Source organism: Rhizobium sp. 2MFCol3.1 (assembly GCF_000377565.1).
In the GTDB taxonomy this organism is placed as follows: Bacteria; Pseudomonadota; Alphaproteobacteria; order Rhizobiales; family Rhizobiaceae; genus Rhizobium.
In genome coordinates this window covers 19754-42614 of record NZ_KB898372.1, presented here as the reverse complement: position 1 = coordinate 42614, position 22861 = coordinate 19754, and the positions used below count along the sequence as shown (strand labels likewise).

The window sequence follows — 22861 nt, the reverse complement described above, 5'->3', positions numbered from 1 at the left end:
TACACCACGAGTATCCGAACGTCAATCGAGCCTGTTGCCCTTCTGCTGATTAATGCGCCAACCGGTCTAATATGCTTACGCGATAAGCATTTCGTGTCTAAATTATATACAAGAAGGCGATTATATAGGCTATAATTTATTGAAATTGCTACTTGAACTCCACTGGTATACTGAATAGGGTTGCCAGGACTTGATCGATCGGACCATCCCAGCACCGATCGCATCGAAGAAAGACGAGTTTGAAATGAGCCTAGACGCAGACATCGTGCCCGCCTCCAGAGGGCGCTCCTTCAGGATGAAGGCGGGGCAATTTGCCCTCGTGACGAACACCCACGGCAACCAGGTCGTCGATGCCTGGGCACTTGCCGACAGTGATCACTTCGAGACGTCTTCGCTCGATCACACGCGTTCAATGAACAGCAATATCTTCTTCACCGAGGGTATGGCGCTGATGAGCTCCCGCCGCCGCCCGATGCTGACGATGGTCGCAGATAGCGCCAAGGTGAGGCACGACACATTGCTCTGCCCATGCAATCGCGAGCTCTATCAGCAACTCGGATGCCAGGAATATCACCGCAGCTGCACCGACAATTTCCACGAGGCGCTCTCCGACGTGGGTATCGAAATGCCCTTCACGCCAGCCTCGCTGAACCTCTTCATGAATGTGCCGGTCACTTCCGATGGCACCGTCGATCGCGTCCCGCCGGATACCGCTGCCGGCGACTACGTCGTCATGCGCGCCGAGATGGATCTGATCTTCGTTCTCTCCGCCTGTCCGCAAGACATCACGCCGATCAACGGCGCCGCGCGCACCCCGCGCGACGTGGCGGTGAACATTCTCGATGCCTATCCGTCGGAGGTGCCAGCATGAGCGAACCGCTTCTAAAACTGCGCGAAATCCGCAAGAGCTTCGGCGAGAACGAAGTGCTGAAAGGCGTTTCACTGGACGTCAAGGCAGGCGAGGTGGTTTCCATCATCGGCGCCAGCGGCTCCGGCAAGAGCACCTTCCTGCGATCGATCAACGCGCTGGAAATGCCGCAGTCGGGCTTCATGGACTTTGAAGGCCTTTCCTTCGATTTCCGTCCGGCCTCGCGCTTCTTCCCCACGCCGTCGCAGCTGCAGTCCTTGCGGGCGCGCGTCGGCATGGTGTTCCAGAGCTACAATCTCTGGCCGCACATGACGGTGCTCGAAAACGTCACGCATGCGCCGATCCGTCTCTTGAAGCTGCCGCGTGCGCAGGCAATCGAGGAGGCGGAGGCACTTCTGTCGCGCATCGGCCTGTTCGAAAAGCGCCATAGCTATCCGTCGCGCCTGTCGGGCGGCCAACAGCAGCGCGTGGCGATCGCCCGTGCGCTTGCCATGAAGCCGCGCCTGATGCTGTTCGACGAGGTCACCTCGGCGCTCGATCCCGAGCTCGTCCACGAAGTTCTGGTTTTGATGGCATCTCTGGCGTCCGAGGGCATGACCATGCTGCTCGTTACCCACGAGATCGCCTTCGCGCGCGACGTCTCTTCGCGCGTCCTGTTTTTCGACAAGGGCGTGATCGCCGAAGAGGGGCCGCCGGATATTCTGAGGCATCCCGAAAGCGACCGCCTGAAGCAGTTCCTTCATCGCATCCTGCATGACGACGTTGGTCATTCCTTCTCGAACGATCAAGGTCAGGGAGCGCAGGCGTAATGAGCGGTTTTATCGAAGAAGTTCAGCTTTATGGTCCAGGCTTTCTTGAAGCCGCATGGACGGTATTCGGCCTGACGATCCTGACGATCGTCGTCAGCTGGGCATGCGGCCTTCTGGCAGCGCTGGCGCAGCGTTCCAAATGGAAATCCGCGCGCGTGGCGGCGGGCTTCTATATCTGGTTCATTCGCGGCACGCCGACGCTGATCCAGGTCTTCATCATCTATTTCGGCCTGCCGCAGATAGGCATCCGGCTTTCGCCGTTTACCGCCGGTGTCATCGCGCTCGGTATCAACAGCGGCGCCTATGTTGCCGAAATCATCCGCGGTGGCCTGAACGCCATCCCGCGCGGCCAGAATGAATCGGCCCTGGCGCTTGGCTTCAGCCCGAGCGAGACGATGCGCACGATCATCCTGCCGCAGGTCTTCCGCATCGTTCTGCCCGCCGTCACCAACGAGGCGATTTCGACGCTGAAGAACACCTCGCTTCTCTCGACCATCACCGTCGTCGAGCTGACGCTTTACGCACAGACGTTGATCGCGGCGACCTTCCGTCCCTTCGAATTCTACATCGCCGTGGCGGTCATCTATCTCGTCCTGACCACGATCCTCACATTCGTCGCCTCCTGGCTTGAGCGACGCTACGCGAACCTGGGTTGAGGTGAGCCATGAGTGTCCTTCCGATCGACTCGCTTGAAACACCACGGTTCTGCGGCGTTCCGACCTTCATGCGCCTGCCGCAGGCGACGACGCTGAGCGGGCTGGATGCGGCCGTGATCGGGCTCCCCTCCGATTCCGGCGGTCCGTATCGCACCGGCGCGCGCTTCGCACCGAACGCGGTGCGCGCCATGTCGGTGATGCTGCGTCCGATCAACCCGTATCGCGGCAACATCAACGTCTTCGAAGAGCTTGTTGTGGCCGATGTCGGCGATGCCAACGTCGTGCCGGGATACGAGATCGAATCCCTGGAGCGCATCGGGGAGTCGGTCGCGGCTCTGGTCAATGCCGGCATCGTCCCCTTCGCGATCGGCGGCGATCACTCGATCACGCTTGCCGAGATCCGGGCGCTCGCCAAGGTTCATGGCCCGATCGCGCTTGTTCATTTCGATTCCCACACGGACACCTGGGACAAGTATTTCGCCGGCAAGAAATACAGCGCGGGAACGCCGTTTCGTCGTGGCGCCGAGGAAGCGATCATCGATCCCGCGCACTCGATCCAGATCGGCATGCGCGGCTCGCTGTTCCAGAGGGACGATATCAGCCAATCGATCGATCTCGGCTACGAGGTGCTGACGACTGACGATGCACTCGATCTCGGTCCTCGTGGTCTAGCACAGCGGATCGCCGATCGCGTCGGTGGGCGCCCGACCTTCATATCCTTCGACATGGATTTCATCGATCCGTCTGCGGCACCCGCGGTCCAGACCCCCGAGGCGGGTGGACCGACGGCGCGCGAGACGCTTCAAATCCTGCGCGCCCTTAACGACCTCAACCTCGTCGGCTGCGACGTGGTTGAGGCCAATCCGCTTTACGACGGGCCAGGACAGATCACCGCCTTGATGGCCGCCACCGTGACGGCGGAGCTGATGGCTTTGCTTGCTTCCCAACGCGCTCACGCGGAGGGCTGACGAAAACCGGCGGCGCGACGCCGAGTGAATGCACCGAAACAACATAAAAGGGAACTGACCATGAAATTGAAGTCTCTGATCATCACCGCCGCCGCACTTGCGGGCATGGCCGTGAGCTCCATCGCCCACGCTGCCGACCTTGAACTCCTGCAGCCTGGCAAGCTGATGGTCGCCACGGAAGGCACCTACGCGCCGTTCAGCATGCGCGCACCTGACGGCAAGCTCGATGGCCTCGAAATCCGCGTCATGACGGAAGTCGCAAAGCGCCTCAACCTCGAATACACGCCCGTCCTGATCAAATGGGATTCGCTGCTCGTCGGCCTTCAGGCGGACCAGTACGATGTCATCAGCGCCGCCATGGACATCACCGAGGCCCGTCAGCAGCAGGTCACCTTCTCGAACGGATGGCTGGAATCCGGTGGCCGTATCGTCGTGCCCAATGGTTCCGCAATCAAGAGTGCTGCCGATCTCAAAGGCAAGACGGTCGGTGCCCTTGTCGCCTCGAGCTGGACGAAGATCGCCGAAGAGAAGGGCGCGACCGCCAAGGGCTACAAGGCCGAATCCGATGCCATGCAGGACCTCGTCAACGGCAATGTCGACGCTGTCATCACCGATGCGATCGCCGCTGCATACGCCATCAAGTCCGCGAAAATGCCGCTGACCATGACCGACGATTATGTCAGCCATGTCCAGAAGGGCTTCGCCTTCAAGAAGGGCAAGCCGCATCTGGTCGAGGCAGTCAATAAGGCACTGGCCGACATGGTTGCCGACGGCACCTACGCCAAGCTGACCACCGATCTGGTCGGATTTGATCCGACACCCAAGGACCCGATCAAGACCATTCAGTAATGATCGCCTGGCCGGGCACAAAAAGTGCCCGGCCTTCCTTCTTAGTACCCCCCGGCGTCCACAACGGGCAACCCATGCAGAGCATATCGATGTCGTCTCGCGTCGCGCTTATCACGCGCTTATCCAAAGCAGCCGAAGACAACTGGCTCACAGTCCTCAGTGCGGCTATGCCACGTGAAACCATCCGTCCCATTCATGCGCTGTCGACCGAAGAGCTTGACCGCGTCGATATCGCGATCGTCGCCAATCCCGATCCTGTCGATCTCGGGCGGCTGCCGAACCTGAAATGGGTTCATAGCCTTTGGGCGGGCGTCGAGCGGCTGGTTCTGGAACTCAAAGGTTTCTCGCATCCGATCGTGCGCCTCATCGACCCGGATCTTGCGCGAACCATGGCCGAGGCTGTGCTCGCCTGGACGCTTTATCTCTCCCGCGACATGCCGGCCTATGGCCTGCAGCAACGCCAAGGTCTTTGGCAGCAACTCCCCTACCGATCGGCACCCGACACCCGGGTCGGCCTATTGGGACTGGGGGCTCTTGGTCGCGCCGCCGCCCAGCAGTTGCAGCTAGCGGGTTTTGCGGTCAGTGGCTGGAGCCGGACCGAGAAGAAGGTCGAGGGTGTGACGACCTACTTCGGCCCGGGGGGCTTGGAAGCCATGCTAAAGGCATCCGACATCGTGGTTTGCTTGTTGCCGCTGACGGCCGAAACGACCGCTCTCCTCGGCACGCGCGAGTTTGAGCTGCTGCCCGCGAATGCTGGCTTCATTAATTTTGGGCGTGGCCGCATTATTAAAACGCTTGATCTCGTTGCCGCACTCGACACCGGCGCCTTGAAGCACGCAGTGCTTGACGTCTTCGAGAACGAACCCCTCGATGGGAAGAGCTCTCTATGGGGGCACCGCGGGGTGACCGTACTGCCACACATTTCGGCTCCCACCAATCCGTCAACTGCCGCGCAGATTGTCGCTGACAGGATTGTTCAGTACCGCGCAGATGGTCTTCTGCCCGATGGGATCGATTTCAATCGCGGCTATTAGTCTTCGATCGATATCCTTTGCAAGGTCGAACACGCCGTTGCGACGAATTCCCGACTGCTTGACCCGTTGATTGCAGTGGATGTTTTATGGAGGCGTCGGCAGGCCATTCGGCCGAATCCTAGTCCATCCGCAGTGCACCGCGCGGTGGAGCGTATAAGAAGCGCTCGGCCGGTTATCAGCCAGGCGCTTCCTGTCAGGTGCCGGCCTTCATGGCGGCTATCAGTTGTTCGAAGCTGCGGACGCCCCTGTTATAATTGCGGGCAACTGCACTCATGAGTTCCGCGACCGCCGCCGGGTCCTTGGCTGTTCCGCGTTCACGTGCGATCGTCTTAACGACATCGACGCAGATGCGCAGATCTTCCTTTGTAAGATTGTTTGCCATCTGATCCTTAGCCTGGAATGCCCGCCAATTTTTGGCGGGCAATCCTGCTTAATAGTCCATTCCGGCACCGGTCGGCAGAGCCGGTGCGGCGTCCTTCTTCGGCTTTTCGGCGATCATCGCTTCCGTGGTCACAAGGAGACCAGCGACGGATGCGGCATCCTGAAGCGCGGTCCGCACGACCTTGGCGGGGTCGATGACGCCTTGAGCATAAAGATCACCGTATTCGCCCGTCTGGGCATTCCAGCCGAAAGAGAAGTCGGTTTTCTCCCGCAACTTGCCCACGATAACCGAGCCTTCCGCACCGGCATTTTCTGCGATCTGCCGCACGGGTGCCTCGATGGCACGCCGGACGATGTCGATGCCGACCTTTTGATCCTGGTTGGGCGTGGCGAGATTGTCGAGAGACTTGACCGCGCGAAGCAGAGCAACACCACCGCCGGGCAGTATGCCTTCCTCGACGGCCGCGCGAGTTGCATGAAGCGCGTCGTCGACGCGGTCCTTCTTCTCCTTGACCTCGATTTCCGTCGAACCGCCAACCCGGATGACCGCGACGCCGCCGGCGAGCTTGGCAAGCCGTTCTTGCAGTTTTTCGCGGTCGTAGTCGGAGGTCGTTTCCTCAATCTGAGCACGGATCTGCGCGACGCGGCCGTCGATCTCGGCCTTCGAGCCGATGCCATCGATGATGGTCGTGTTCTCCTTCTCGATGGCCACCTTCTTTGCCCGGCCGAGCATGTTCAGTGTCACGCTCTCGAGCTTGATACCGAGATCCTCGGAGATAACAGTGCCACCCGTAAGGATAGCGATGTCTTCCAGCATGGCCTTACGGCGGTCACCGAAGCCCGGAGCCTTGACGGCGGCAATCTTCAGACCGCCGCGCAGCTTATTGACCACGAGGGTGGCCAGCGCTTCGCCTTCGACATCTTCGGCGATGATTAGGAGCGGTTTGCCGGACTGAACGACCGCTTCCAGAACCGGAAGCATGGCCTGCAGGTTCGAAAGCTTCTTTTCGTGGATAAGGATATAGGGGTCTTCCAGTTCGACCCGCATTTTATCTTGGTTGGTGACGAAGTAAGGGCTGAGGTAACCTCGATCAAACTGCATGCCCTCGACAACTTCGAGCTCGGTTTCTGCGGTCTTGGCTTCCTCGACTGTGATGACACCTTCGTTGCCGACCTTCTCCATGGCTTCGGCGAGGTACTTACCAATTTCCTCATCACCATTGGCCGAGATCGTGCCCACCTGGGCGATTTCCGAATTGCTGGTAATCTTACGGGCGTTGGTCTTCAGCTCCTTGACGATAGCGTCCACGGCGATATCGATGCCACGCTTCAGGTCCATCGGGTTCATGCCTGAGGCAACCGCTTTGGCACCCTCCTTGACGATTGCCTGGGCTAGAACGGTCGCCGTCGTGGTGCCGTCGCCGGCAAGATCGTTGGTCTTCGACGCCACTTCGCGCAGCATCTGGGCACCCATGTTTTCGAACTTGTCCTCGAGTTCGATTTCCTTGGCGACCGATACACCGTCCTTGGTGATGCGCGGCGCGCCGAAGGACTTGTCGACCACCACGTTGCGGCCCTTCGGACCAAGCGTTACCTTCACAGCGTTGGCGAGAACGTCGACCCCGCGCAGCATGCGTTCACGGGCGTCAGTGTGGAATTTGACTTCTTTTGCAGCCATTTATCTAACTCCTCTATAGGCAGCTATTTGACTGATGGTTGGCGGTAGGACGGATTAGGCCGCTTTTTTCTGCTCGGCCTGGGCTTCGATGATACCCAATACGTCGCTTTCCTTCATGATCAGCAAGTCTTCACCGTTGATCTTGATCTCGGTGCCGGACCATTTGCCGAACAAGATGCGGTCGCCGGGCTTGACGTCGAGCGCCTGGATCTGGCCTGCCTCGTTACGAGCGCCAGTGCCAACTGCGACGACCTCGCCCTCGGACGGCTTTTCCTTGGCAGTATCGGGAATGATGATGCCGCCCTTGGTTTTCTCCTGGGATTCAACCCGGCGGACAAGAATGCGGTCATGAAGCGGTCGGAACGACATGTTTTCCTCCGTTGAGCAAAAATGATGACGTTGAATGCCCTGGCCGGACCGGATGACCAGTCCGGGCAGGTGCGAACCTCATCGAGCGTTCGCGCGAAAAATTTATTTTCGGGATTTTCCAATTTCAAGAGGGGCGCTGCGAAAAATTAGCACTCAGCTATGATTGCTGCTAACATGCTGAAAAAGCGCAGAAAATCGACGCGGGGTTCCTCGATTCTGTTGATCGGGGCAACGTTTTGGATCACCATCATCGCGTTACGAAACGGAGATGAAGCATGCAATTCTCAACGGACCTCGAACGCCAACTGAACGGCTACGGCTTGACCACCGCCCATATTCTCTATCGCATCCCGGACTTTGGATCCGTCCTGCAGACCTACGTCTGGCAGGACTACGATCTCGCCCCGGATTTTCCTCAGATGCACAAGTTTCTGGACTTTTGGAAAGCCACCCTCGATGGTCCTCTTCACTCGGTTCGCTATAGCCACCAGCACTTGATCGGGCCGAACCAATGGCGCCGTGTCGATGGCGAATTCAAGATGCACTAACTCTTGAAACTGAGATTTCCACCTCCTCACTATCCCTACCGATCGGCCTTGACCAGGGGCGATCGCCTTCAACGTCTGTGAGGAATGGAAGAACGAGAAGCGGAGTGTCTAAAATCATTTGGATGCCAAGATCGCCCGCAGGGAAGAGGTCATGGTCGATGTGATGCTGTGATTGCAAAGCGCCGCAGGCCGGCTCTCGTCTGGGGTGGGGCCGGGTCTCGACGATGTCTGCGACTATGCGGAAGTGATCCAATTAAATGTCGAGGAACTGGAAGGCGAAAGACCCCAAATGCTGAGCGGGTATTTAGCGAGGATGCCGCTTACCGACATTGCGTTGTCAGCCGATAGGTGCATTGACGATACCAAACTTGCGGTCGGCAAAAAATTTTTGAAGCGGATCTTGAAAGGGATAGCCGTTCAAACCAGATCGTTTGGCGCCAGCCGCTGAGACAGGGTTGGCTTCGCCGGGAGCGCCGCTTTTGGCATTCCCGTATCCATGTTGCTTCAAGGAGGATATGGCTATGGCAACATCTTACGATTATGCACCACTTTTCCGCTCGAGCGTTGGCTTCGACCGGATCTTCAACCTACTTGAAAATGCCCAGCGCGCACGCTCGATCAGCGACTGGCCACCCTATGATATCGTCAAGAGCGGTGACGACAGCTACCGAATTTCGATCGCAGTCGCAGGCTTCGCCGAAGACGATCTCGACATTACCTTCCAGTCCAATCTGCTGATCGTCACCGGCAAGAAGCAGGAGGCCACGAATGAGGGCTATCTGCATCGTGGCATAGCCGGCCGTCCGTTCGAGCACCGGTTCGAGCTTGCCGACCACGTGCGTGTGAACGGAGCCGATTTGAGGAATGGTCTGCTCTCGATTGATCTTGTCCGTGAAATCCCGGAAGCCCTCAAGCCGAGGAAGATCCACATCCAGAGCACGCCGACCCTCGCAAAACCGGCCGCCGCGGCGCAAATCGAAGCGCAGAAGGCTGCTTAATTTTCAGATGCAATCATAGGCGAGGGCGCCAAGCGCTGGCGCCCATCAACATTCCGGGTTGGGAAGGAGACAGGCATGAAACCCGATATGTTCAAAAACCCTGTCACAATTCTAGTTGGCCTGGGCTTTCCCGCGCAAGTTCGCAGCGTGATGGACGCTTACCGACACCTTGCCGAATGGCCGACATCATTCAGAGACACGGCGCACTGCGTGGCTATGAAAGCGTGTCAAGCCGCACTTCGCGGTGAAATCGAAGCAGAGACGGCGCGCGGCCTCTTCGCAGCATTCGCCGCCAAGCATGATCTACTGGCTCCCGAAACAGCCGCGATTGCTGCCTCTCGCATGCGACGAGACCGCGATCCACACGTGCAATGAGAAGCATGCGGTCGATCACCAAGTATAACGGGGCCGGCGATATTGATGAGATCGGTCTCGGCGGCCGATCGGCGCCGTCAGATCCTGCTTTCTGTCGGTAGATGACAAGCGGAACGTCCTAGCCGCATGGGCATCGAACTTTTTATGCCGTCAATTCAACGCTTGATTTCCGGCATTGCCCGGGACGAGCGAGCAACCTCGATCGACGAAGTTCAACGGGTGTTCCGGGAGTTCGAAAGTCGGTAAGGCTAGCAATCAACGAGACCATCGGCTGATGCCGTAATTTCGGCGGGACAAGGCTGGCGTGCGCTGCCAGCCTTTCAGGTTGGCGGCGTGAGCTGGCTTTGCGCAGGTCGTCATCGTCATGTCTTTAATGTCGCGGCAATCCGGCTCGCACCGTGCCTGCCACGCCGCCAAACCAGGCTGCGACCGCCCCGATCGAAAGCGCAACGAATGCTAAGATCGCGCCCTTTGACAGCACCTCGCTGGCCGACTGAGCCGCCTCAATCGCCTTTTGCTTTGCTATCTGGATCGAATGCCTGTATTGGGCTTCGTAGTCCGCAACCTGTGTCTTGGCTTGATCGGCCGGAATATTCTGCGCGCGAGCGAGCGCGGCCGCCGCCTTGTTACGGGCGTCATCCAGTGTCGCCTGATCCCCGGAGATCACTGCCCGCAGGGCAGTAACGGCAGTGTCGCGTAGCGCCTGGGGATCATTGCCGCCGGTTGCAGATCTGATCTGCTGTTCGATGCTTGAAAACTGATCCCCGTTGGTTGCCAATGCCGGCACCGCAACAGTTGCCGCCGATGTCGCTGTCTGGCCGACACCGCCAAGTATGCCCGAAACGCCGCTGAATGCGCCACCGACAATCGCACCAAGAGATGTGGTCAGCAGATAGAGAACCAGCAAGGTCGTGACAGCCCATGCCGTCAGGCCTTGATAACCACCAGTCGCTCTACTGGGACGGGCAGACAGGCGGCTGGCGATGTAGCCGCCGACGAAGGACGCGCCAACGCCTGAGGCAAGGAACCACGCAGCGCTAGCTGTCGAGACATTTCCGGCTGCGGGGTTGCCAAACGACGATGGATCGAAAACCGCTAAACCGATCCCAAGGCCAAGTAGGTTCGACAGGGCTTGAACGGAGAGTGCAAGTGCAACACCGGCAAAGACAGCGCCCCAGGAAACCTTGTTCAAAATTGCCGTCTCCGGCACATAATCTTCTCTGTCATCTCGACGATTTACACCAATCGGCTCAGTCATGAGCGTGTCCTTTCGAATTTGGCGCATGTGAGTTCGGAGCGAGAGCACGGGGCTTTAGGGCGCCCCGATGCTTGGCACATCCAAAGATTTGGGGTCCTTCAAGCTAAAATCAGCTCGCTTTGCGCAGTTGTAGGCGCGAAACGCCGGCCGCAACATTAAGACCTGTGCCCGCTTCCGCGCTCAGCGGCTGAAGGCCAAAATTCTTGGCGTTGCCGCCAACGAGCGCATTCGCTCCGAGACCGACGCCAAGAGATGCGCCAGCGGATGCTCCGACATAGGTCCCGGCAAGGCTGCCTTCTCCAACTGTCGTCGGCGTCGTGTTGACGACGATCCAGCTTAGATATGATTTTCCGGTAACGCCCACATCGAGACCGAGCTTGCCAATTGTGCCGGTATAGCGTTCGACCTTGCCAGTGCGCTGTTTGAACTGGCAATCGACAGTGCGGCTGGAACCGATGAGCAAACCGACCCCACCAGCGACTTCGCACGACAGTGTTCCAAGTCGCTCTCTAGGTTGCGAAGCAACTTGCTGGTGATGCGGTTTCTTGCTGTGATGGGTGCCGGCCGCCGAAGCGACCGATGCCAAAGCAACTGTGCCCGAAAGCGCGAGGATGAGCATCTTTTTCATGGTTGGCTCCTTGTTTGATGTAGCTTTTAGGTCTGCCCTGGCGCCTGTCAGGCGGGCTGCGAAACAGAAGCGATCCGCAGGTTGCAGATCACCGGCATCGACGTGAAGTCCGCGGCAAGCGAGATCGCATTGCGTGCGGCTTGCTGCGATGACGCCGTTCCCGTGAGCATGACGACGCCCTGTGCTATCTCGACGTCAATCAGGCAGTCCTCAAATCCATGGGTATAAGCCAGGAGGCATTTGATCGCAGCACCTGCCGCGATGGAGTTCGCAGCAGTTGCTGCGCTCGTGAACAGCGGAAATAGCATCGGGAATGACCTCGGCTGGGAGATTTCGGCTCGCCAATTTTGGCGAGCCAGTCGGTTGCAAGACACTCACTTCAACGCATCTTTTATGGCGTCCTTGCCCTTGCCGATGGTGCTCTGAGCCTGGCCGGCAGCCTTGTCAACCTTGCCTTCGGTTTCCAGTTCCTTGTTACCGGTGACCTTGCCCGCCACCTCCTTGATCGTGCCCTTCAGTTCCTTTGCGGCACCTTCGATACGGTTCTTATCCATAATGCAGCCTTCCTTAGATAGCGTTTCGATCATCAGACACCGGCGACTGCGGTGTCATGACATTGGAAATAGAACCGTTCCCGATGAAAGTTGAGAGTGGAAAGTACTATCGCAATTAGTATCAAATGACCTTTTTGTGGGCTCCACGTCACTTTCCGCGCGCTTTTTTACCCCCGCGCGTTGATGATCTTCCGTCGGTGCCGCCCGTAAAGCCGCGTTCCCGCGCCCAGATGACAGCAGCCGCACGCCGGTTAACGCCGATCTTCCCGTAAAGGGAGGCGATGTGGTTGCGGATGGTGTTCTTTGAAAGATGGAGCGTCTGTCCCATCTCCGCATCGCTTTGCCCATTGCAGATCAGGCCGAGGATCTCACGCTCCCGCTCGCTAAGCTCCAGCAGTCCGGCTGTCGACCTTGTCGTCGAGGCTTGCTTCAAGGTCGCGAGACGCTCAACAATGGAGCGACTGAACCAGGACGTATCGGCCATGACACTTTCGATCGCCTCGACGAGTTGCGCTTCGCTGCGCCGGCGTTCTGTTACGTCCTGAAAAGCCCAAATGATGCATTGTTCGTCATTGATCTCCACGCGTTCTGCCGAAACAAGGCAGTCGGCCGTGTCACCGTCCCTTTGTTTCAACCGCATCGGTTCGTCTCGCACGAAGATGTTGTCGCGCAGCTTCTGCTCCACTCCGCGTCTGGACGCAATGTCCTCCCAAAGACGAAGCTCGCCGGCAGTGTGGCCGACCACTTCAGTCAGCCCGTAACCTGAGATCTGCAGGAAAGCGTCGTTCGCTTCTGTAAAAACGAAGTCATCGAGCCGGGAGATGGCGGCTGGCGCGGGAGAGAGCCTGAAAGACTTTGAGAACCGCTCTTCGCTTTGACGAAGGGCGTTCTGGGCCTTTCGTCTGGCGTCAAGGTCGGCAAACGTGAAAAGCATGCAAGGCTCTTCGACGACGGAGATCGGCTCACCGGCAACGATGACGAGCCGGTCGCCACCATCGGGAAGAGGCACTAAGGCCTCTCGATGGCGGATCACCCGGCCTTCGTTCAGTTTCGAAAGGGCGTCGTCTCCGGTTTCGCAGTTCGAAAATAGTCCGATCGCCTCGACGGTTCTGCCGATGACGTCTTCCTTTGAGAAGCCTGTCATTTCAAGGAAGCCTTCATTGACACGGATGAAACGCTGATCATCGAGCCGACAAATCAGACCTGGGGCCGGATTGGCATTAAATGACCGCTCAAACCGCTCCTCTGCTTCAAAGCGCGGCGTCTCATCTTTGATAATCAGAGCCAGTGCGTCAGGCTTGTCGCCAGCATCGGTGATGAACATTGTGCGAACAGTGTGCACCCAAACCAAGTCAAGATCGGCTGCCGGCGATACTTCGACTGTCACGTCGTCGATTGTCTCGCCAGCGAGGAGCCGCTCCATAGGGTACTGGCCTTCCTCCAGAGGATGATTGTTGCGATACCGCAGAGTAAACGTTCGCCGATATCCCGCTGCGTCGCCCCCGAGCTCCTCGATGCTACTCGCTCGATGCATGGCGATGGCTGCGGCATTGGCCCAAACGATACGTCCAGCCTGCTCAACAAGGATAATGCCGTCACTCAGGCCCCCAATCAGCTCTTGAAGGCTGCCCTTGTTGATCTTTGGCGGCTCAGGATTTTCGCTCATGTCGTCCCTCAGATTCAGTGGCGGACCAATAGGTTGCGTCCCTGGAAGCGATGTAAAGGGTCGGTGTTCATCGTTTCTTTGATTTCTCGGCAATGGAACGTCAATCACGAGACGTATGTCTGTAGCCGCGCAGCTTTGGCCGACTGTCCAATTTTGTGAGTGCGGGTATTGCGACCGTAGTTTTGCAAAGTAGCCAAGACTGACGAGAAAAAAATCAAGTGAGGGCAGGCACACAAAGACACAACAAAAATTTTATGAGACGGGCAGTTGTGGCCAAAGGTCTCACACGCAATTATGCCAACGCCAGTGAAGTCGTCCGAGTAGCGGCCCGCGTTGCCAAAGTGCTGATGCGGGGCCGGGGCATGTGATGGTGTATATGGATAGCGACGCGACGATCGCATAGGAAAGCCATCCTCGCGCCCTGGGCAATAGCCCTGCAGAACTGTGGCGGCATATCTGGAACTGCAACCAAGCGCTGACTGAGGTCGGCCTTTGCGGTTAGGTCAGCCTGCGGCGTTTAGTTCACAGCCGGTTGCGAGTGTCGGGATCATTTTCCGTCTGAGCGACAGGTAAGTGCCACGCCTTCGAGAGGTATCAAGCAGGTATAAAGCATTTCGTTCATCAGGAGCCTGACTGGCGTCGCTCGGCCCGAGGGCAAAACTCCGTCTGACACTGGAGCCTAACGTCTGCGTGTCGTAGATGTTTGCACAGATTGCATCCAGGATCGAACTTGGAACAACACAAGAGAGCGCGAAAATCGAACATCTCCGTCCTAACACAAGCGCCGATGAATGGTGGCCATCACATAGACCCGTTCGACCGTGAAACGTAAGATGAAGCCGAGCCACGCCGGTGCCGGCTGATGTCTCCACTTTGCAGCTTACCTCGGTTGGATCAGAACGATTACTAGCCGCACGGAGTGCGTCAGACAACGATTTTTTTCGGCCTAGAGTCTGAAGAGACGTACTTGGTTCGTATCGTATCAAGAGCTTGCGGTGGATTGCCCGTCGCCGAGCCCGGCATCCAAAATTGAGCAGGCTTTGGCCTTTCGACGCTTTGTCTAGCTGGGTGTCGCGCTGCTCAACACCAGCGAAGAGCGATTTCTCTGGAGGTAGGTGCCGCATCCCTTCCGCTGGGCAAGCACCCCGTCCTTCATGATCGTCTCGCCACGCAAGAGCAGCTGGACAGGCCAACCACGCACCTCCTGCCCTTCATAAGGTGTATAGTCAGCGCCGTGCTGGAGGATGTCATTCGTCACAATGACCCTTTTATCCGGATCCCATAGGGCAATGTCGGCATCGGCACCAATCGCAATCGTGCCTTTGCGCGGATAAAGACCGTATAGCTTGGCATGGTTGGTAGAGGTGACTGCAACGAACTGGTTGATGTCGATCCGGCCTTTCATGACACCTTCCGAGAAAAGAATCGGCAAGCGTGTGGCAACGCCGGGAATGCCGTTCGGGATCCAACGGAAATGCCGCTTGCCTTTCTCGTTCAATTTTCCTTCGGGATCATCGAAACGGAAAGGGCAATGATCGGAGGAAAACAGATCAAACACGCCCTGTTTCAAACCCTCCCAGCAGGCATCCTGGCTTGCCTTGTCACGCGGTGGTGGAGAGCAGACGTATTTGGCGCCCTCCATCTCGGTCTGATCTAGATCACCGGCGGTCAACATAAGATATTGCGGGCACGTTTCGCCTACAATCTTCTGGCCGCGCTGGCGGGCACGGCGTATTTCCTCCATCGCCTCGCGGTTCGAAACGTGGACGATCACGACCGGCACATCCACGATTTCGGCAAGAGAAAGTGCGCGGTGGGTGGCTTCTCGTTCGGCTGCAACGGGCCTCGTCGTGGCATGGAATTTCGGCGCGAACTTGCCCTCTTCTTCATGCCGGCCGATAAGGTAGCGGATCGCATCCTCGTTTTCGCAGTGCACCATAACGAGAGCGCCGGTGCGGCGTGCCGTATCCAGCGTCGCAAGGATTTCGTCGTCGCGCAACCGTAGTCCTTCATAGGTCATGAAGACTTTCAACGAGGTATAGCCATCCTGCACCAATGCTGGGAGTTCCTGGCCGAGGACTTCTGGGGTCGGATCGGTGATGACGAGATGGAAGGCAACGTCTACGTGACATTTCCCTTCTGCCTTGGCATGATAGACCTTCAATGCCTCCCGAAGCGTCTGCCCCTTTTCCTGCATGCAGAAGGCCAGAACTGTGCTGTTGCCACCAATGGCGGCGGAGCGGGTGCCGCTGTCGAAGTCATCGGCCATGACGATGCCATCACCGGAGGGCTGGTCAAGATGAACATGGCTGTCGATACCACCGGGCATCACGAACAGTCCGGTGGCGTCTATTATCTCGTCGGCATCGGTCAGGTCAGCGGCAAGTGCAGCGATACGACCATCCTTGATGCCGACATCACTGACGAACGTGTCGCTTGCCGTCACCACTGTTCCGTGCCTGATCACCGTATCGAAACGCATCATTCCCTATCCTTCTTGTCGTCATTGCTCAGCTTGCTTTCGCAAATCCCGCATCTCCCGCCAGAATACGGTCAAGTGCTGCCGTGAAGCGATCGACCTCTTCCAGCGTATTATAATGGACCATGGACACCCTCAGCATGCCGCCATGGTCGGTGAGCCCAAGATATTCGGCAAGCCGTTTCGAATGGAAATCCCCAAAACGCATGGCGATGTTTTCGCTGTCCATTGCTTTGCACAACGCGCCAGCCTGACGGCCATCGAAGCGGAAGGCAATAGTAGGCACGCGCTTCTCGTCTTGATTGGCCTGTCCAACAATCCGGCAGTCGTTTCGAGAGCGAAGGTAGCCCAGGAGCCTCTCCGTCAGAAGATTTTCCTGTTCGGTGATTGCTGCAAAGGCTGCCTCTATTTTCTGGCGCACCGGTCCAGTCTCGCCTGCCTGTTCGCCAAGTGCGGCCAGATAATCGACGATGCCGCATGTGGAATAGGCCAGTTCATAGTTGGGATTACCCGGCTCCAGCTTTCCTGGCACTTTGTCCTTGCCGTAGAAATAATGATATAGGGTGTCGAGTTCGAGCAGATAATCATATTTGCCATACATCAGCGCGTAATGTGGGCCGTAGGTCTTGTAGAGGCTGAAAACGTAATAATCGACGTCTAAGGCCTGTACGTCGACGGCACGGTGCGGGGCAAAGGCCACGGCATCGACGCATATTCTTGCACCACGCGCATGCACGAAATCGGCGATCTCGCGGATCGGATTGATCGATCCAAGGATGTTGGAGACGTGGGTCACGCAGACGAGTTTGGTGCGACCGCTCATCAGCGGCGCCAGGTCTGCGAGATCGAGCATCAAGGTGTCTTTGTTGAGCGGCCAGATCTTCAGCGTGATGCCGGCCTCTTTCAGCCGGTCCCAGGGGCCGATGTTGGATTCGTGATCGCTGACCGTAACGACGATCTCGTCGCCTGGCGAAAGCTGGCTTTGCATCGCACGGGCTAGGTTCTGCAGCAACGCTGTGGTGGAATTGCCGAACACGATCTCTCCCGGATGCGAAGCGTTGACCAAGTGCATGGCTGCGGTCCGCGCTTCGTAGAGCGCTTCGGCGGCCGCCTGCGATACGGCGTAGGAGCCGCCGATCTGCACGTTTTTTTCGATCAGGAATTTATTGATGCGCTCCAGTGCGCCCTTGAGGATTTGAGATCCACCCGCATTGTCGAAATAGGTCCAGCCGCGGTGAAGGCCTGGGAACTGGCTGCGCACGTAGTCGAGGTCGAGCGGTGATGAGGTAATCATTCCTAGTGTCTCCCTAATGGTCTTTTATTCAGTGGTCGCGGACGGCACGAAGGAACTCACGCGTCCTTGCCTCTTTAGGATTGTCGAAGATGTCGGAAGGTGTGCCAGTTTCGACGAGGCGCCCGCCATCCATGAAGATGACGCGGTCTGCCACCTGACGTGCAAAACCCATCTCGTGCGTGACAATCACCATGGTCACTCCGGTGCCGGCCAGTGTGCGCATGACATCCAGCACTTCGCCGACCATTTCCGGATCGAGAGCCGATGTTGGCTCGTCAAACAGAAGAACTCGTGGCTCCATGGCCAGCGCCCGGGCGATTGCCACACGCTGCTGCTGGCCGCCAGAGAGTTGACCTGGAAATTTCGCAGCCTGCTCGGCAATGCCGACGCGGGCTAGAAGCTCGCGCGCCTTGCGTCCAGCTTCCACCTCTGGTGTCTTTCGAACCCTCATGGGAGCGATCATGACGTTTCTCAAAACGGTCATATGCGGAAACAGATTGAACGACTGGAAAACCATGCCGACTTCCGCACGCACTTTGGCAAGTGCCGGGCCAGGCGCCACGCGAATGCCATCTACCGTGATGCTGCTATCTGGCTGAAAGGCCTCCAGATGATTGATGCAGCGAATGAGCGTCGATTTTCCGGAGCCGGAAGGACCGATTACGCAGACGACCTCGCCTTCAGCCACATCGAGGTCAATGCTATGCAAAACGGTGTATAACCCATACGCTTTGGTCAGCCCGCGGATGGAAATCAGTGGGGTTGTGGTCTTTCCCATCAACGTTTCCCCCGATTGAAGTGTCTTTCAAGCCGCGCAACCAGAGCAACCATTGGCCAAAGCAGTGCGATGTAGATCACGGCCGCACCGATCAGCGGCGTCGGGTTGGCGTTGAGCGCCTGCGCTTGTGTTGCCTGTTTCAACAAGTCCGGCATGGCGACGACCGACGCAAGGGCGGTGTCTTTCATGACATTGATGCAGTTGTTGGTGAGCGGTGGAATAACGATCCGGATGGCCTGCGGAAGGATGATATCCACCATGGTGTTGCGGTTGGAGAAGCCAAGCGCTGCGGATGCTTCAAATTGACCGTGGGGAACAGCCTCGATGCCAGCGCGAAAGATTTCCGCGGTATAGGCGGCAGACACCAGCGACAGCGCGGTGACAGCAGAAAAGAATGGAGACAGCCGGATCCCGACGAATGGGAGCGCGTAATAGATAATGATCAACAGCACCAGCAAAGGGATCGACCGGAAGATGTCGATGTAGATTCGGATCAGCAGCGTGAAAATGGCCGGGGCGTAAAGACGTGCTATCGCCAGAAATAGACCCCCGACCAGACCGCAAAGGATGCTGGCAACGCCGATCTGAACGGTGACAACAAGTCCCCAAAGCAATTGCGGCAGGCTATTAAGAAAGACCGGAATATTGAAGAAGGTCGTTATGAGGTTCATGCCGGATAGGCTCCCTTGGCAACCTGGCGGGACACGAGCGGCCCCGCCAGACGCAGTGTAAGCCCTACTTGGCCTTGGGCATATCGAGTACAGCAACGGTCGATGTCGTGTCCTCGGCCTTTGCGCCGAACCAAGTTTCGTGCAACTTAGCGATGAAGCCCTCGCCCTTTAGCTTGGTGATGACTGCGTTGACCTCTGCAGCCAACGGATCGCCCTTGTTGAACATGATCGAGTATTTTTCGCCTGTCGGAATACGCTCGACGACCTTCAGCTCCGGCTTGTCCTTGGCGTAGTAGAGCAGTGCGGGAATGTCGGAGATATAGCCATCGACCCGTCCTGCAACGAGATCGAGCATGGCGGGCTGCAATCCTTCGAACTTGCGGATTTCGCCAAGCTTGTAATCACCCTTATGGGCTTCCGCCCACATATCACCCGTCGATCCGGTATCTACGCCAACGACCTTGCCACTCATGTCCTTCAGCCCGGTAATGCCGGAAGCTGCTGTCACTGTTAGAGACTGATCGCTGTCATAGTATGGTTGGGCGAAGCTAACCGACGCCAGGCGTTTCTCTGTGATGGTAATCGATGAAATCGCCATATTGATACGGCCGGACTGAACAGCGGAAAAGAGACCGTTGAACGGCGTATTGACGAACTCTACCGACTTGCCCAGGCGCTTTGCGATTTCGTTGACGAGATCGACTTCGAAGCCAACGGTCTTTCCGCTGGCATCTTGAAACTCCCACGGCACGTTACCAATGTTGGCACCAACCGTCAGATCAGCGGCTTGGGCGCTGAACACGCCGAGCGCCGACACCAGCCCGGCTAGAAAAGTAGTTTTCATGCGCGAAACGTGAAGCATTTGAGAACCCCTTGTTTTATGATTCAAGCCAATCTACGTTGGTCTAACTGGTCAGACCAGTATGACCAGACAAGCACGTGCATTAATCCTTTGCAAGATCCCAATTGAAAAATGTATCGAAAGCGGCAGTGCGGGTTTAAGGGAGCTAGGATCGGATGCTGAATAAAACGCTTTTGCCACAATCGGTTGCCCGCGAAATCCAGGCCATGATTCAGTCTGGGGAATTGAAAGCAGGTGAGAAAGTCCCCTCTCAACGTGAGTTCTCCCAAAGATTTGGCATCAGCCGGGCGTCGTTACGCGAGGCACTTTTAACGCTCGAGACATTGGGCTTGCTGAAGACGGAAGCTGGGAGAGGGACATTCGTGGCCGCCGGTGATGGGACGGCCGGCCCAAGTGGCAACATGGCGCCGTGGCGTTATTCCGAAAGCTATTCTGTTTTTGACGTCTTCCAGACCCGGATCCTGCTCGAGGGCGAGATCGCACGCCTCGCGGCTGGGCGATTGTCGCAGGCACAGCTCGATTTGATGGAAAAAGCAACCAAGACCATGGAGGAGTGCTGGGCTAGTCAGGACCTGCTCGCCAATGTCGATGCCGATCTGGAGTTTCACGGTATCATCGTGTCCGCTTGCTCCAACACCATGTTAAAGGCGCTTTATAAGACGGTGCGCGATCAGGTCACCGAAACCCAGCGTCAGCCTATCCCCATCACGGATCCGGAACGAATGCGTCAATCAATCGCGGAACACCGCCGCATTATCGCAGCTCTAAAGTCCAATGCCGGAGATACGGCTTGCGTTGAGATGGAAACGCACATTCGAAATACCGCGCGCTGCGCCGGGTTGCAGCCGTAGAAAAGTGATCGAGGAAGACGTGAACGTGAAACTGGGATGACAGAGCGAACTGGACTTTGCCAGCTCGGTTCGGCTGTATGAAGTTGGCGTCAGCGTCGACGGTCATTTGGTTCCATCTGAAGGTCGTTTCAGGCCGGCCCAGCCAGCTCGCGCCGAATTCCGCCTCGAATTGGACGATGATGCTATGTCGGAGCCGGCAAGACGAAAAACCGACCGCTAGTCGTCGACTGACAAGATCGCCAAAAATGGCCTTTCGGGCTCTCGTGCCTTGACCAAATCGGCAGGATGGGGCTCTCACGGGGCTCCTCTGCCAAGCGATTGGCGTTATAGATCATGGCATAGAAGCCGATGCCTTTCTCGTCGTCCAACTACGCAGCGTCAGCTGCGGAAACTTGTCAAAGTTCCGTCGCAAACCTTCTGGCACGCTTCTTGCCGTGAGAAGAGCTTGCGCCCTCAAGAAGCATTTCCAAAGTCACATCGCCAGTACGCAAAAACTTGGCCTAGAGCTGAGGAGAGGCAATCCGTCTTTGGCCTTGGCCGATTTCGTCGTGCATGTGTCGCGAGACGCTTCACTCCCTCTAAGCTCTCGCGCTTTCGGCCGCTCGCACGCTCGATTTCGCGCGCATTGGTCGATCGCCGACGGGATCGGTTTTCGGCAGATGAGCGCCCACCGAAAAAAAGTTTCGAGAGCTGAAAAAACGTGTTGACACACAAATTGATCAAAAATACTGTACCGATCAGTAAACAGTTTACTGAATAGTACAAACTAACGATTTGCAAAGGAAACGCAAAATGACACGTCCTCCTCTCCCACCGTTCACACGCGAAACCGCAATCGAAAAGGTCCGTCTGGCTGAAGATGGCTGGAACAGCCGCGACCCAGCCAAGGTGGCGCTTGCCTACACTCTCGACACCCGCTGGCGAAACCGCGTCGAATTCGCCACCAACCGCCAGGAAGCCCAGGCGTTTTTGGAGCGCAAATGGAACAAGGAACATGAGTACCGCCTCATCAAGGAGCTCTGGGCCTTCACCGGCAATCGCATTGCTGTGCGTTACGCCTATGAATATCGCGACGACAGTGGTCATTGGTTCCGTGCCTATGGTAACGAGAACTGGGAATTCGCAGAGGACGGCCTGATGGCGCACCGCCACGCATGCATCAATGAAATGCCAATTGCTGAAGCTGATCGCCTTTTTCACTGGCCGCTCGGTCGTCGTCCGGACGACCATCCCAGCCTCAGCGATCTTGGTCTCTGATCATGGCCCGCATGGTCGCTGAAAGATCCGATGCCATTGCCTCCCTGGCCGAGGTTTTTCGCGAGCATGGATACGAAGGTGCGAGCCTTGCCCTGATCGGCAAGGCGACAGGTCTTGGCAAGGGTAGCCTGTATCACTTCTTCCCAAACGGGAAGGAGGAGATGGTCCGGGCCGTGCTCGCCGATATCGAGCAATGGTTTGAAGATTCCGTCTATTCTCCGCTGAGAGACGGAGAGGATGCCGATGCTGCCATCGCGACGATGCTCAAGGAAACCACGAAATACTTCAGGTCGGGCGGGCGCGTTTGTCTCGTTGGTGCGCTCGCTGTCGCCAACACCCGAGACCTCTTCGCCCAGGCCATCCGAGGTTACTTCGTCGGCTGGGTAGACGCTCTGCAAGCGGCGCTCGTTCGGCAAGGTCGTGACGTCGAGCAGGCGCGCATCCTCTCGGAAGACGCCGTTCTCGCCATCCAAGGCGCGATCGTTTTGTCCAGGGCACTCGACGATCCCGCCGTTTTCCAACGCGCTATCGATCAGCTTCATGGTCGATTGGCGTTTGACGGGACGGCACTCGACAATTCCTCGGGTAAAAGGTCGTTTTGACCCCTCGCCGCTGCCTGGCCTAAGATTTTGCTTGCGGAGACATGCCCCGTGGCCTTCGCGAGCTGGAGAGGCAGCTTATCATCATAACGTCATCCTCTTTGCGATAACCTCGCTGATTTTTCCGAAGCCGATGTCCACGGCAACGTGTTCGCCTCAACGCGCGTCATCGGAAGCGGTTGACACCATGAGGATCTTCTTCGTTAACGTCCGTGACCCATAAAAGCGGTGCGTTTGCGGCTAACGCTCGTTATTCTTCTGATCAAAGGAGATGGCTACGGGATGATCCACTGGAAGCAGGCTGTCGACCGTTTTGCCGATTTCGGGATGACCTTCGGTAGTCGTCGACCCTGAACAATGGGTTCGCGATCGGCAACGTGCATCTTGTCGAAGGTCCAATCGACTATGCCAAGCACACGCGCGTGCTGGTG

Annotated in this window: 26 protein-coding genes; 13 read left to right on the top strand and 13 right to left on the bottom strand. The window is 57.4% G+C overall.

Going from position 1 to position 22861, the window contains the following annotated elements:
* Positions 1 to 244 precede the first annotated feature (244 nt).
* The 6 genes from D460_RS0127110 (at position 245) to D460_RS0127085 (ending at position 5184) form a co-directional block, all read left to right on the top strand.
* Positions 245 to 871 (top strand): urea carboxylase-associated family protein, encoded by a 627-nt coding sequence (locus D460_RS0127110; RefSeq protein ID WP_026283595.1) that lies wholly within the window; start codon positions 245 to 247, stop codon positions 869 to 871.
* Complete coding sequence (locus D460_RS0127105; protein ID WP_018901757.1) at positions 868 to 1677, top strand: amino acid ABC transporter ATP-binding protein; 810 nt, start codon at positions 868 to 870, stop codon at positions 1675 to 1677. The genes D460_RS0127110 and D460_RS0127105 overlap by 4 nt, the downstream gene beginning before the upstream one ends.
* Positions 1677 to 2333, top strand: a complete 657-nt coding sequence (locus D460_RS0127100) for an amino acid ABC transporter permease (RefSeq protein ID WP_018901756.1) — start codon at positions 1677 to 1679, stop codon at positions 2331 to 2333. The genes D460_RS0127105 and D460_RS0127100 overlap by 1 nt, the downstream gene beginning before the upstream one ends.
* Positions 2334 to 2341: 8 nt before the next feature.
* Entirely contained in the window at positions 2342 to 3301 is a 960-nt protein-coding gene (locus D460_RS0127095) for an agmatinase (RefSeq protein ID WP_018901755.1), read from the top strand.
* A 105-nt stretch (positions 3302 to 3406) separates the two neighbouring features.
* Positions 3407 to 4150 (top strand): transporter substrate-binding domain-containing protein, encoded by a 744-nt coding sequence (locus tag D460_RS0127090; RefSeq protein WP_348625661.1) that lies wholly within the window; start codon positions 3407 to 3409, stop codon positions 4148 to 4150.
* 89 nt (positions 4151 to 4239) lie between these two features.
* A complete protein-coding gene (locus D460_RS0127085; RefSeq protein ID WP_026283594.1) occupies positions 4240 to 5184 on the top strand; it encodes a glyoxylate/hydroxypyruvate reductase A in 945 nt (314 codons plus the stop codon).
* A 193-nt stretch (positions 5185 to 5377) separates the two neighbouring features.
* Here D460_RS0127085 and D460_RS0127080 read toward each other — a convergent pair whose 3' ends face one another.
* The 3 genes from D460_RS0127080 to D460_RS0127070 are packed head-to-tail and all read right to left on the bottom strand — an operon-like array spanning position 5378 to position 7612.
* Positions 5378 to 5566, bottom strand: coding sequence for a hypothetical protein (locus D460_RS0127080; RefSeq protein ID WP_018901752.1), 189 nt, complete (start codon positions 5564 to 5566; stop codon positions 5378 to 5380).
* 48 nt (positions 5567 to 5614) lie between these two features.
* Entirely contained in the window at positions 5615 to 7243 is a 1629-nt protein-coding gene (groL, locus tag D460_RS0127075; protein ID WP_018901751.1) for a chaperonin GroEL, read from the bottom strand.
* 54 nt (positions 7244 to 7297) lie between these two features.
* The gene (locus D460_RS0127070) at positions 7298 to 7612 is read right to left on the bottom strand and encodes a co-chaperone GroES (protein WP_018901750.1); all 315 of its coding nucleotides are present in this window, start codon (positions 7610 to 7612) and stop codon (positions 7298 to 7300) included.
* A gap of 275 nt (positions 7613 to 7887) precedes the next feature.
* On the opposite strand from D460_RS0127070, the gene D460_RS0127060 reads away from it, so the two are divergent.
* The 4 genes from D460_RS0127060 to D460_RS0127045 all read left to right on the top strand — a co-directional run bounded on the left by D460_RS0127060 (position 7888) and on the right by D460_RS0127045 (position 9533).
* The gene (locus tag D460_RS0127060) at positions 7888 to 8160 is read left to right on the top strand and encodes a USG protein (protein WP_018901748.1); all 273 of its coding nucleotides are present in this window, start codon (positions 7888 to 7890) and stop codon (positions 8158 to 8160) included.
* A 172-nt stretch (positions 8161 to 8332) separates the two neighbouring features.
* Positions 8333 to 8608, top strand: coding sequence for a hypothetical protein (locus D460_RS0127055; protein ID WP_018901747.1), 276 nt, complete (start codon positions 8333 to 8335; stop codon positions 8606 to 8608).
* 73 nt (positions 8609 to 8681) lie between these two features.
* Positions 8682 to 9158: an Hsp20 family protein gene (locus tag D460_RS0127050; protein WP_018901746.1), complete on the top strand. Its 477-nt coding sequence runs from the start codon at positions 8682 to 8684 to the stop codon at positions 9156 to 9158.
* 75 nt (positions 9159 to 9233) lie between these two features.
* Positions 9234 to 9533, top strand: a complete 300-nt coding sequence (locus D460_RS0127045) for a DUF982 domain-containing protein (RefSeq protein ID WP_018901745.1) — start codon at positions 9234 to 9236, stop codon at positions 9531 to 9533.
* Positions 9534 to 9903: 370 nt separating this feature from the next.
* Here the strand turns inward: D460_RS0127045 and D460_RS0127035 are convergent, their stop codons facing one another.
* The 10 genes from D460_RS0127035 to D460_RS0126990 all read right to left on the bottom strand — a co-directional run bounded on the left by D460_RS0127035 (position 9904) and on the right by D460_RS0126990 (position 19723).
* On the bottom strand, positions 9904 to 10791 hold the full coding sequence (locus D460_RS0127035) for a hypothetical protein (RefSeq protein ID WP_026283593.1): 888 nt from the start codon (positions 10789 to 10791) through the stop codon (positions 9904 to 9906).
* Positions 10792 to 10900: 109 nt separating this feature from the next.
* Complete coding sequence (locus D460_RS0127030) at positions 10901 to 11419, bottom strand: DUF992 domain-containing protein (RefSeq protein ID WP_018901742.1); 519 nt, start codon at positions 11417 to 11419, stop codon at positions 10901 to 10903.
* A gap of 47 nt (positions 11420 to 11466) precedes the next feature.
* Positions 11467 to 11727, bottom strand: coding sequence for a BON domain-containing protein (locus tag D460_RS0127025; protein WP_018901741.1), 261 nt, complete (start codon positions 11725 to 11727; stop codon positions 11467 to 11469).
* 66 nt (positions 11728 to 11793) lie between these two features.
* Positions 11794 to 11973: a CsbD family protein gene (locus D460_RS0127020; protein ID WP_018901740.1), complete on the bottom strand. Its 180-nt coding sequence runs from the start codon at positions 11971 to 11973 to the stop codon at positions 11794 to 11796.
* A gap of 148 nt (positions 11974 to 12121) precedes the next feature.
* Positions 12122 to 13639, bottom strand: a complete 1518-nt coding sequence (locus tag D460_RS0127015; protein WP_018901739.1) for a helix-turn-helix transcriptional regulator — start codon at positions 13637 to 13639, stop codon at positions 12122 to 12124.
* Between the two features lie 1060 nt (positions 13640 to 14699).
* Positions 14700 to 16121 (bottom strand): dihydropyrimidinase, encoded by a 1422-nt coding sequence (gene hydA, locus D460_RS0127010; RefSeq protein ID WP_037112250.1) that lies wholly within the window; start codon positions 16119 to 16121, stop codon positions 14700 to 14702.
* A 28-nt stretch (positions 16122 to 16149) separates the two neighbouring features.
* Entirely contained in the window at positions 16150 to 17412 is a 1263-nt protein-coding gene (locus D460_RS0127005; RefSeq protein ID WP_018901737.1) for a cysteine desulfurase-like protein, read from the bottom strand.
* A gap of 28 nt (positions 17413 to 17440) precedes the next feature.
* Entirely contained in the window at positions 17441 to 18190 is a 750-nt protein-coding gene (locus D460_RS0127000; protein ID WP_018901736.1) for an amino acid ABC transporter ATP-binding protein, read from the bottom strand.
* A complete protein-coding gene (locus tag D460_RS0126995) occupies positions 18190 to 18861 on the bottom strand; it encodes an amino acid ABC transporter permease (protein WP_018901735.1) in 672 nt (223 codons plus the stop codon). Before D460_RS0126995 ends, D460_RS0127000 begins: the two co-directional genes overlap by 1 nt.
* Before the next feature lie 64 nt (positions 18862 to 18925).
* Entirely contained in the window at positions 18926 to 19723 is a 798-nt protein-coding gene (locus D460_RS0126990; RefSeq protein ID WP_026283592.1) for an ABC transporter substrate-binding protein, read from the bottom strand.
* Between the two features lie 155 nt (positions 19724 to 19878).
* Between D460_RS0126990 and D460_RS0126985 the strand changes: the two genes are divergently transcribed.
* The 3 genes from D460_RS0126985 to D460_RS0126975 all read left to right on the top strand — a co-directional run bounded on the left by D460_RS0126985 (position 19879) and on the right by D460_RS0126975 (position 22433).
* The gene (locus D460_RS0126985) at positions 19879 to 20574 is read left to right on the top strand and encodes an FCD domain-containing protein (protein WP_018901733.1); all 696 of its coding nucleotides are present in this window, start codon (positions 19879 to 19881) and stop codon (positions 20572 to 20574) included.
* Between the two features lie 792 nt (positions 20575 to 21366).
* Positions 21367 to 21831 (top strand): DUF1348 family protein, encoded by a 465-nt coding sequence (locus tag D460_RS0126980; protein ID WP_018901732.1) that lies wholly within the window; start codon positions 21367 to 21369, stop codon positions 21829 to 21831.
* Positions 21832 to 21833: 2 nt separating this feature from the next.
* Positions 21834 to 22433 (top strand): TetR/AcrR family transcriptional regulator, encoded by a 600-nt coding sequence (locus tag D460_RS0126975; protein WP_037112235.1) that lies wholly within the window; start codon positions 21834 to 21836, stop codon positions 22431 to 22433.
* Positions 22434 to 22861: the final 428 nt, after the last annotated feature.

Excerpts from the sequence above, each read along its gene's own strand:
- D460_RS0127110 (WP_026283595.1), top strand. The coding sequence starts at position 245 with ATGAGCCTAGACGCAGACATCGTGCCCGCCTCCAGAGGGCGCTCCTTC.
- D460_RS0127105 (WP_018901757.1), top strand. The coding sequence starts at position 868 with ATGAGCGAACCGCTTCTAAAACTGCGCGAAATCCGCAAGAGCTTCGGC.
- D460_RS0127100 (WP_018901756.1), top strand. The coding sequence starts at position 1,677 with ATGAGCGGTTTTATCGAAGAAGTTCAGCTTTATGGTCCAGGCTTTCTT.
- D460_RS0127095 (WP_018901755.1), top strand. The coding sequence starts at position 2,342 with ATGAGTGTCCTTCCGATCGACTCGCTTGAAACACCACGGTTCTGCGGC.
- D460_RS0127090 (WP_348625661.1), top strand. The coding sequence starts at position 3,407 with ATGGCCGTGAGCTCCATCGCCCACGCTGCCGACCTTGAACTCCTGCAG.
- D460_RS0127085 (WP_026283594.1), top strand. The coding sequence starts at position 4,240 with ATGTCGTCTCGCGTCGCGCTTATCACGCGCTTATCCAAAGCAGCCGAA.
- D460_RS0127080 (WP_018901752.1), bottom strand. The coding sequence starts at position 5,566 with ATGGCAAACAATCTTACAAAGGAAGATCTGCGCATCTGCGTCGATGTC.
- groL (WP_018901751.1), bottom strand. The coding sequence starts at position 7,243 with ATGGCTGCAAAAGAAGTCAAATTCCACACTGACGCCCGTGAACGCATG.
- D460_RS0127070 (WP_018901750.1), bottom strand. The coding sequence starts at position 7,612 with ATGTCGTTCCGACCGCTTCATGACCGCATTCTTGTCCGCCGGGTTGAA.
- D460_RS0127060 (WP_018901748.1), top strand. The coding sequence starts at position 7,888 with ATGCAATTCTCAACGGACCTCGAACGCCAACTGAACGGCTACGGCTTG.
- D460_RS0127050 (WP_018901746.1), top strand. The coding sequence starts at position 8,682 with ATGGCAACATCTTACGATTATGCACCACTTTTCCGCTCGAGCGTTGGC.
- D460_RS0127045 (WP_018901745.1), top strand. The coding sequence starts at position 9,234 with ATGAAACCCGATATGTTCAAAAACCCTGTCACAATTCTAGTTGGCCTG.
- D460_RS0127035 (WP_026283593.1), bottom strand. The coding sequence starts at position 10,791 with ATGACTGAGCCGATTGGTGTAAATCGTCGAGATGACAGAGAAGATTAT.
- D460_RS0127030 (WP_018901742.1), bottom strand. The coding sequence starts at position 11,419 with ATGAAAAAGATGCTCATCCTCGCGCTTTCGGGCACAGTTGCTTTGGCA.
- D460_RS0127025 (WP_018901741.1), bottom strand. The coding sequence starts at position 11,727 with ATGCTATTTCCGCTGTTCACGAGCGCAGCAACTGCTGCGAACTCCATC.
- D460_RS0127020 (WP_018901740.1), bottom strand. The coding sequence starts at position 11,973 with ATGGATAAGAACCGTATCGAAGGTGCCGCAAAGGAACTGAAGGGCACG.
- D460_RS0127015 (WP_018901739.1), bottom strand. The coding sequence starts at position 13,639 with ATGAGCGAAAATCCTGAGCCGCCAAAGATCAACAAGGGCAGCCTTCAA.
- hydA (WP_037112250.1), bottom strand. The coding sequence starts at position 16,121 with ATGCGTTTCGATACGGTGATCAGGCACGGAACAGTGGTGACGGCAAGC.
- D460_RS0127005 (WP_018901737.1), bottom strand. The coding sequence starts at position 17,412 with ATGATTACCTCATCACCGCTCGACCTCGACTACGTGCGCAGCCAGTTC.
- D460_RS0127000 (WP_018901736.1), bottom strand. The coding sequence starts at position 18,190 with ATGGGAAAGACCACAACCCCACTGATTTCCATCCGCGGGCTGACCAAA.
- D460_RS0126995 (WP_018901735.1), bottom strand. The coding sequence starts at position 18,861 with ATGAACCTCATAACGACCTTCTTCAATATTCCGGTCTTTCTTAATAGC.
- D460_RS0126990 (WP_026283592.1), bottom strand. The coding sequence starts at position 19,723 with ATGCTTCACGTTTCGCGCATGAAAACTACTTTTCTAGCCGGGCTGGTG.
- D460_RS0126985 (WP_018901733.1), top strand. The coding sequence starts at position 19,879 with ATGCTGAATAAAACGCTTTTGCCACAATCGGTTGCCCGCGAAATCCAG.
- D460_RS0126980 (WP_018901732.1), top strand. The coding sequence starts at position 21,367 with ATGACACGTCCTCCTCTCCCACCGTTCACACGCGAAACCGCAATCGAA.
- D460_RS0126975 (WP_037112235.1), top strand. The coding sequence starts at position 21,834 with ATGGCCCGCATGGTCGCTGAAAGATCCGATGCCATTGCCTCCCTGGCC.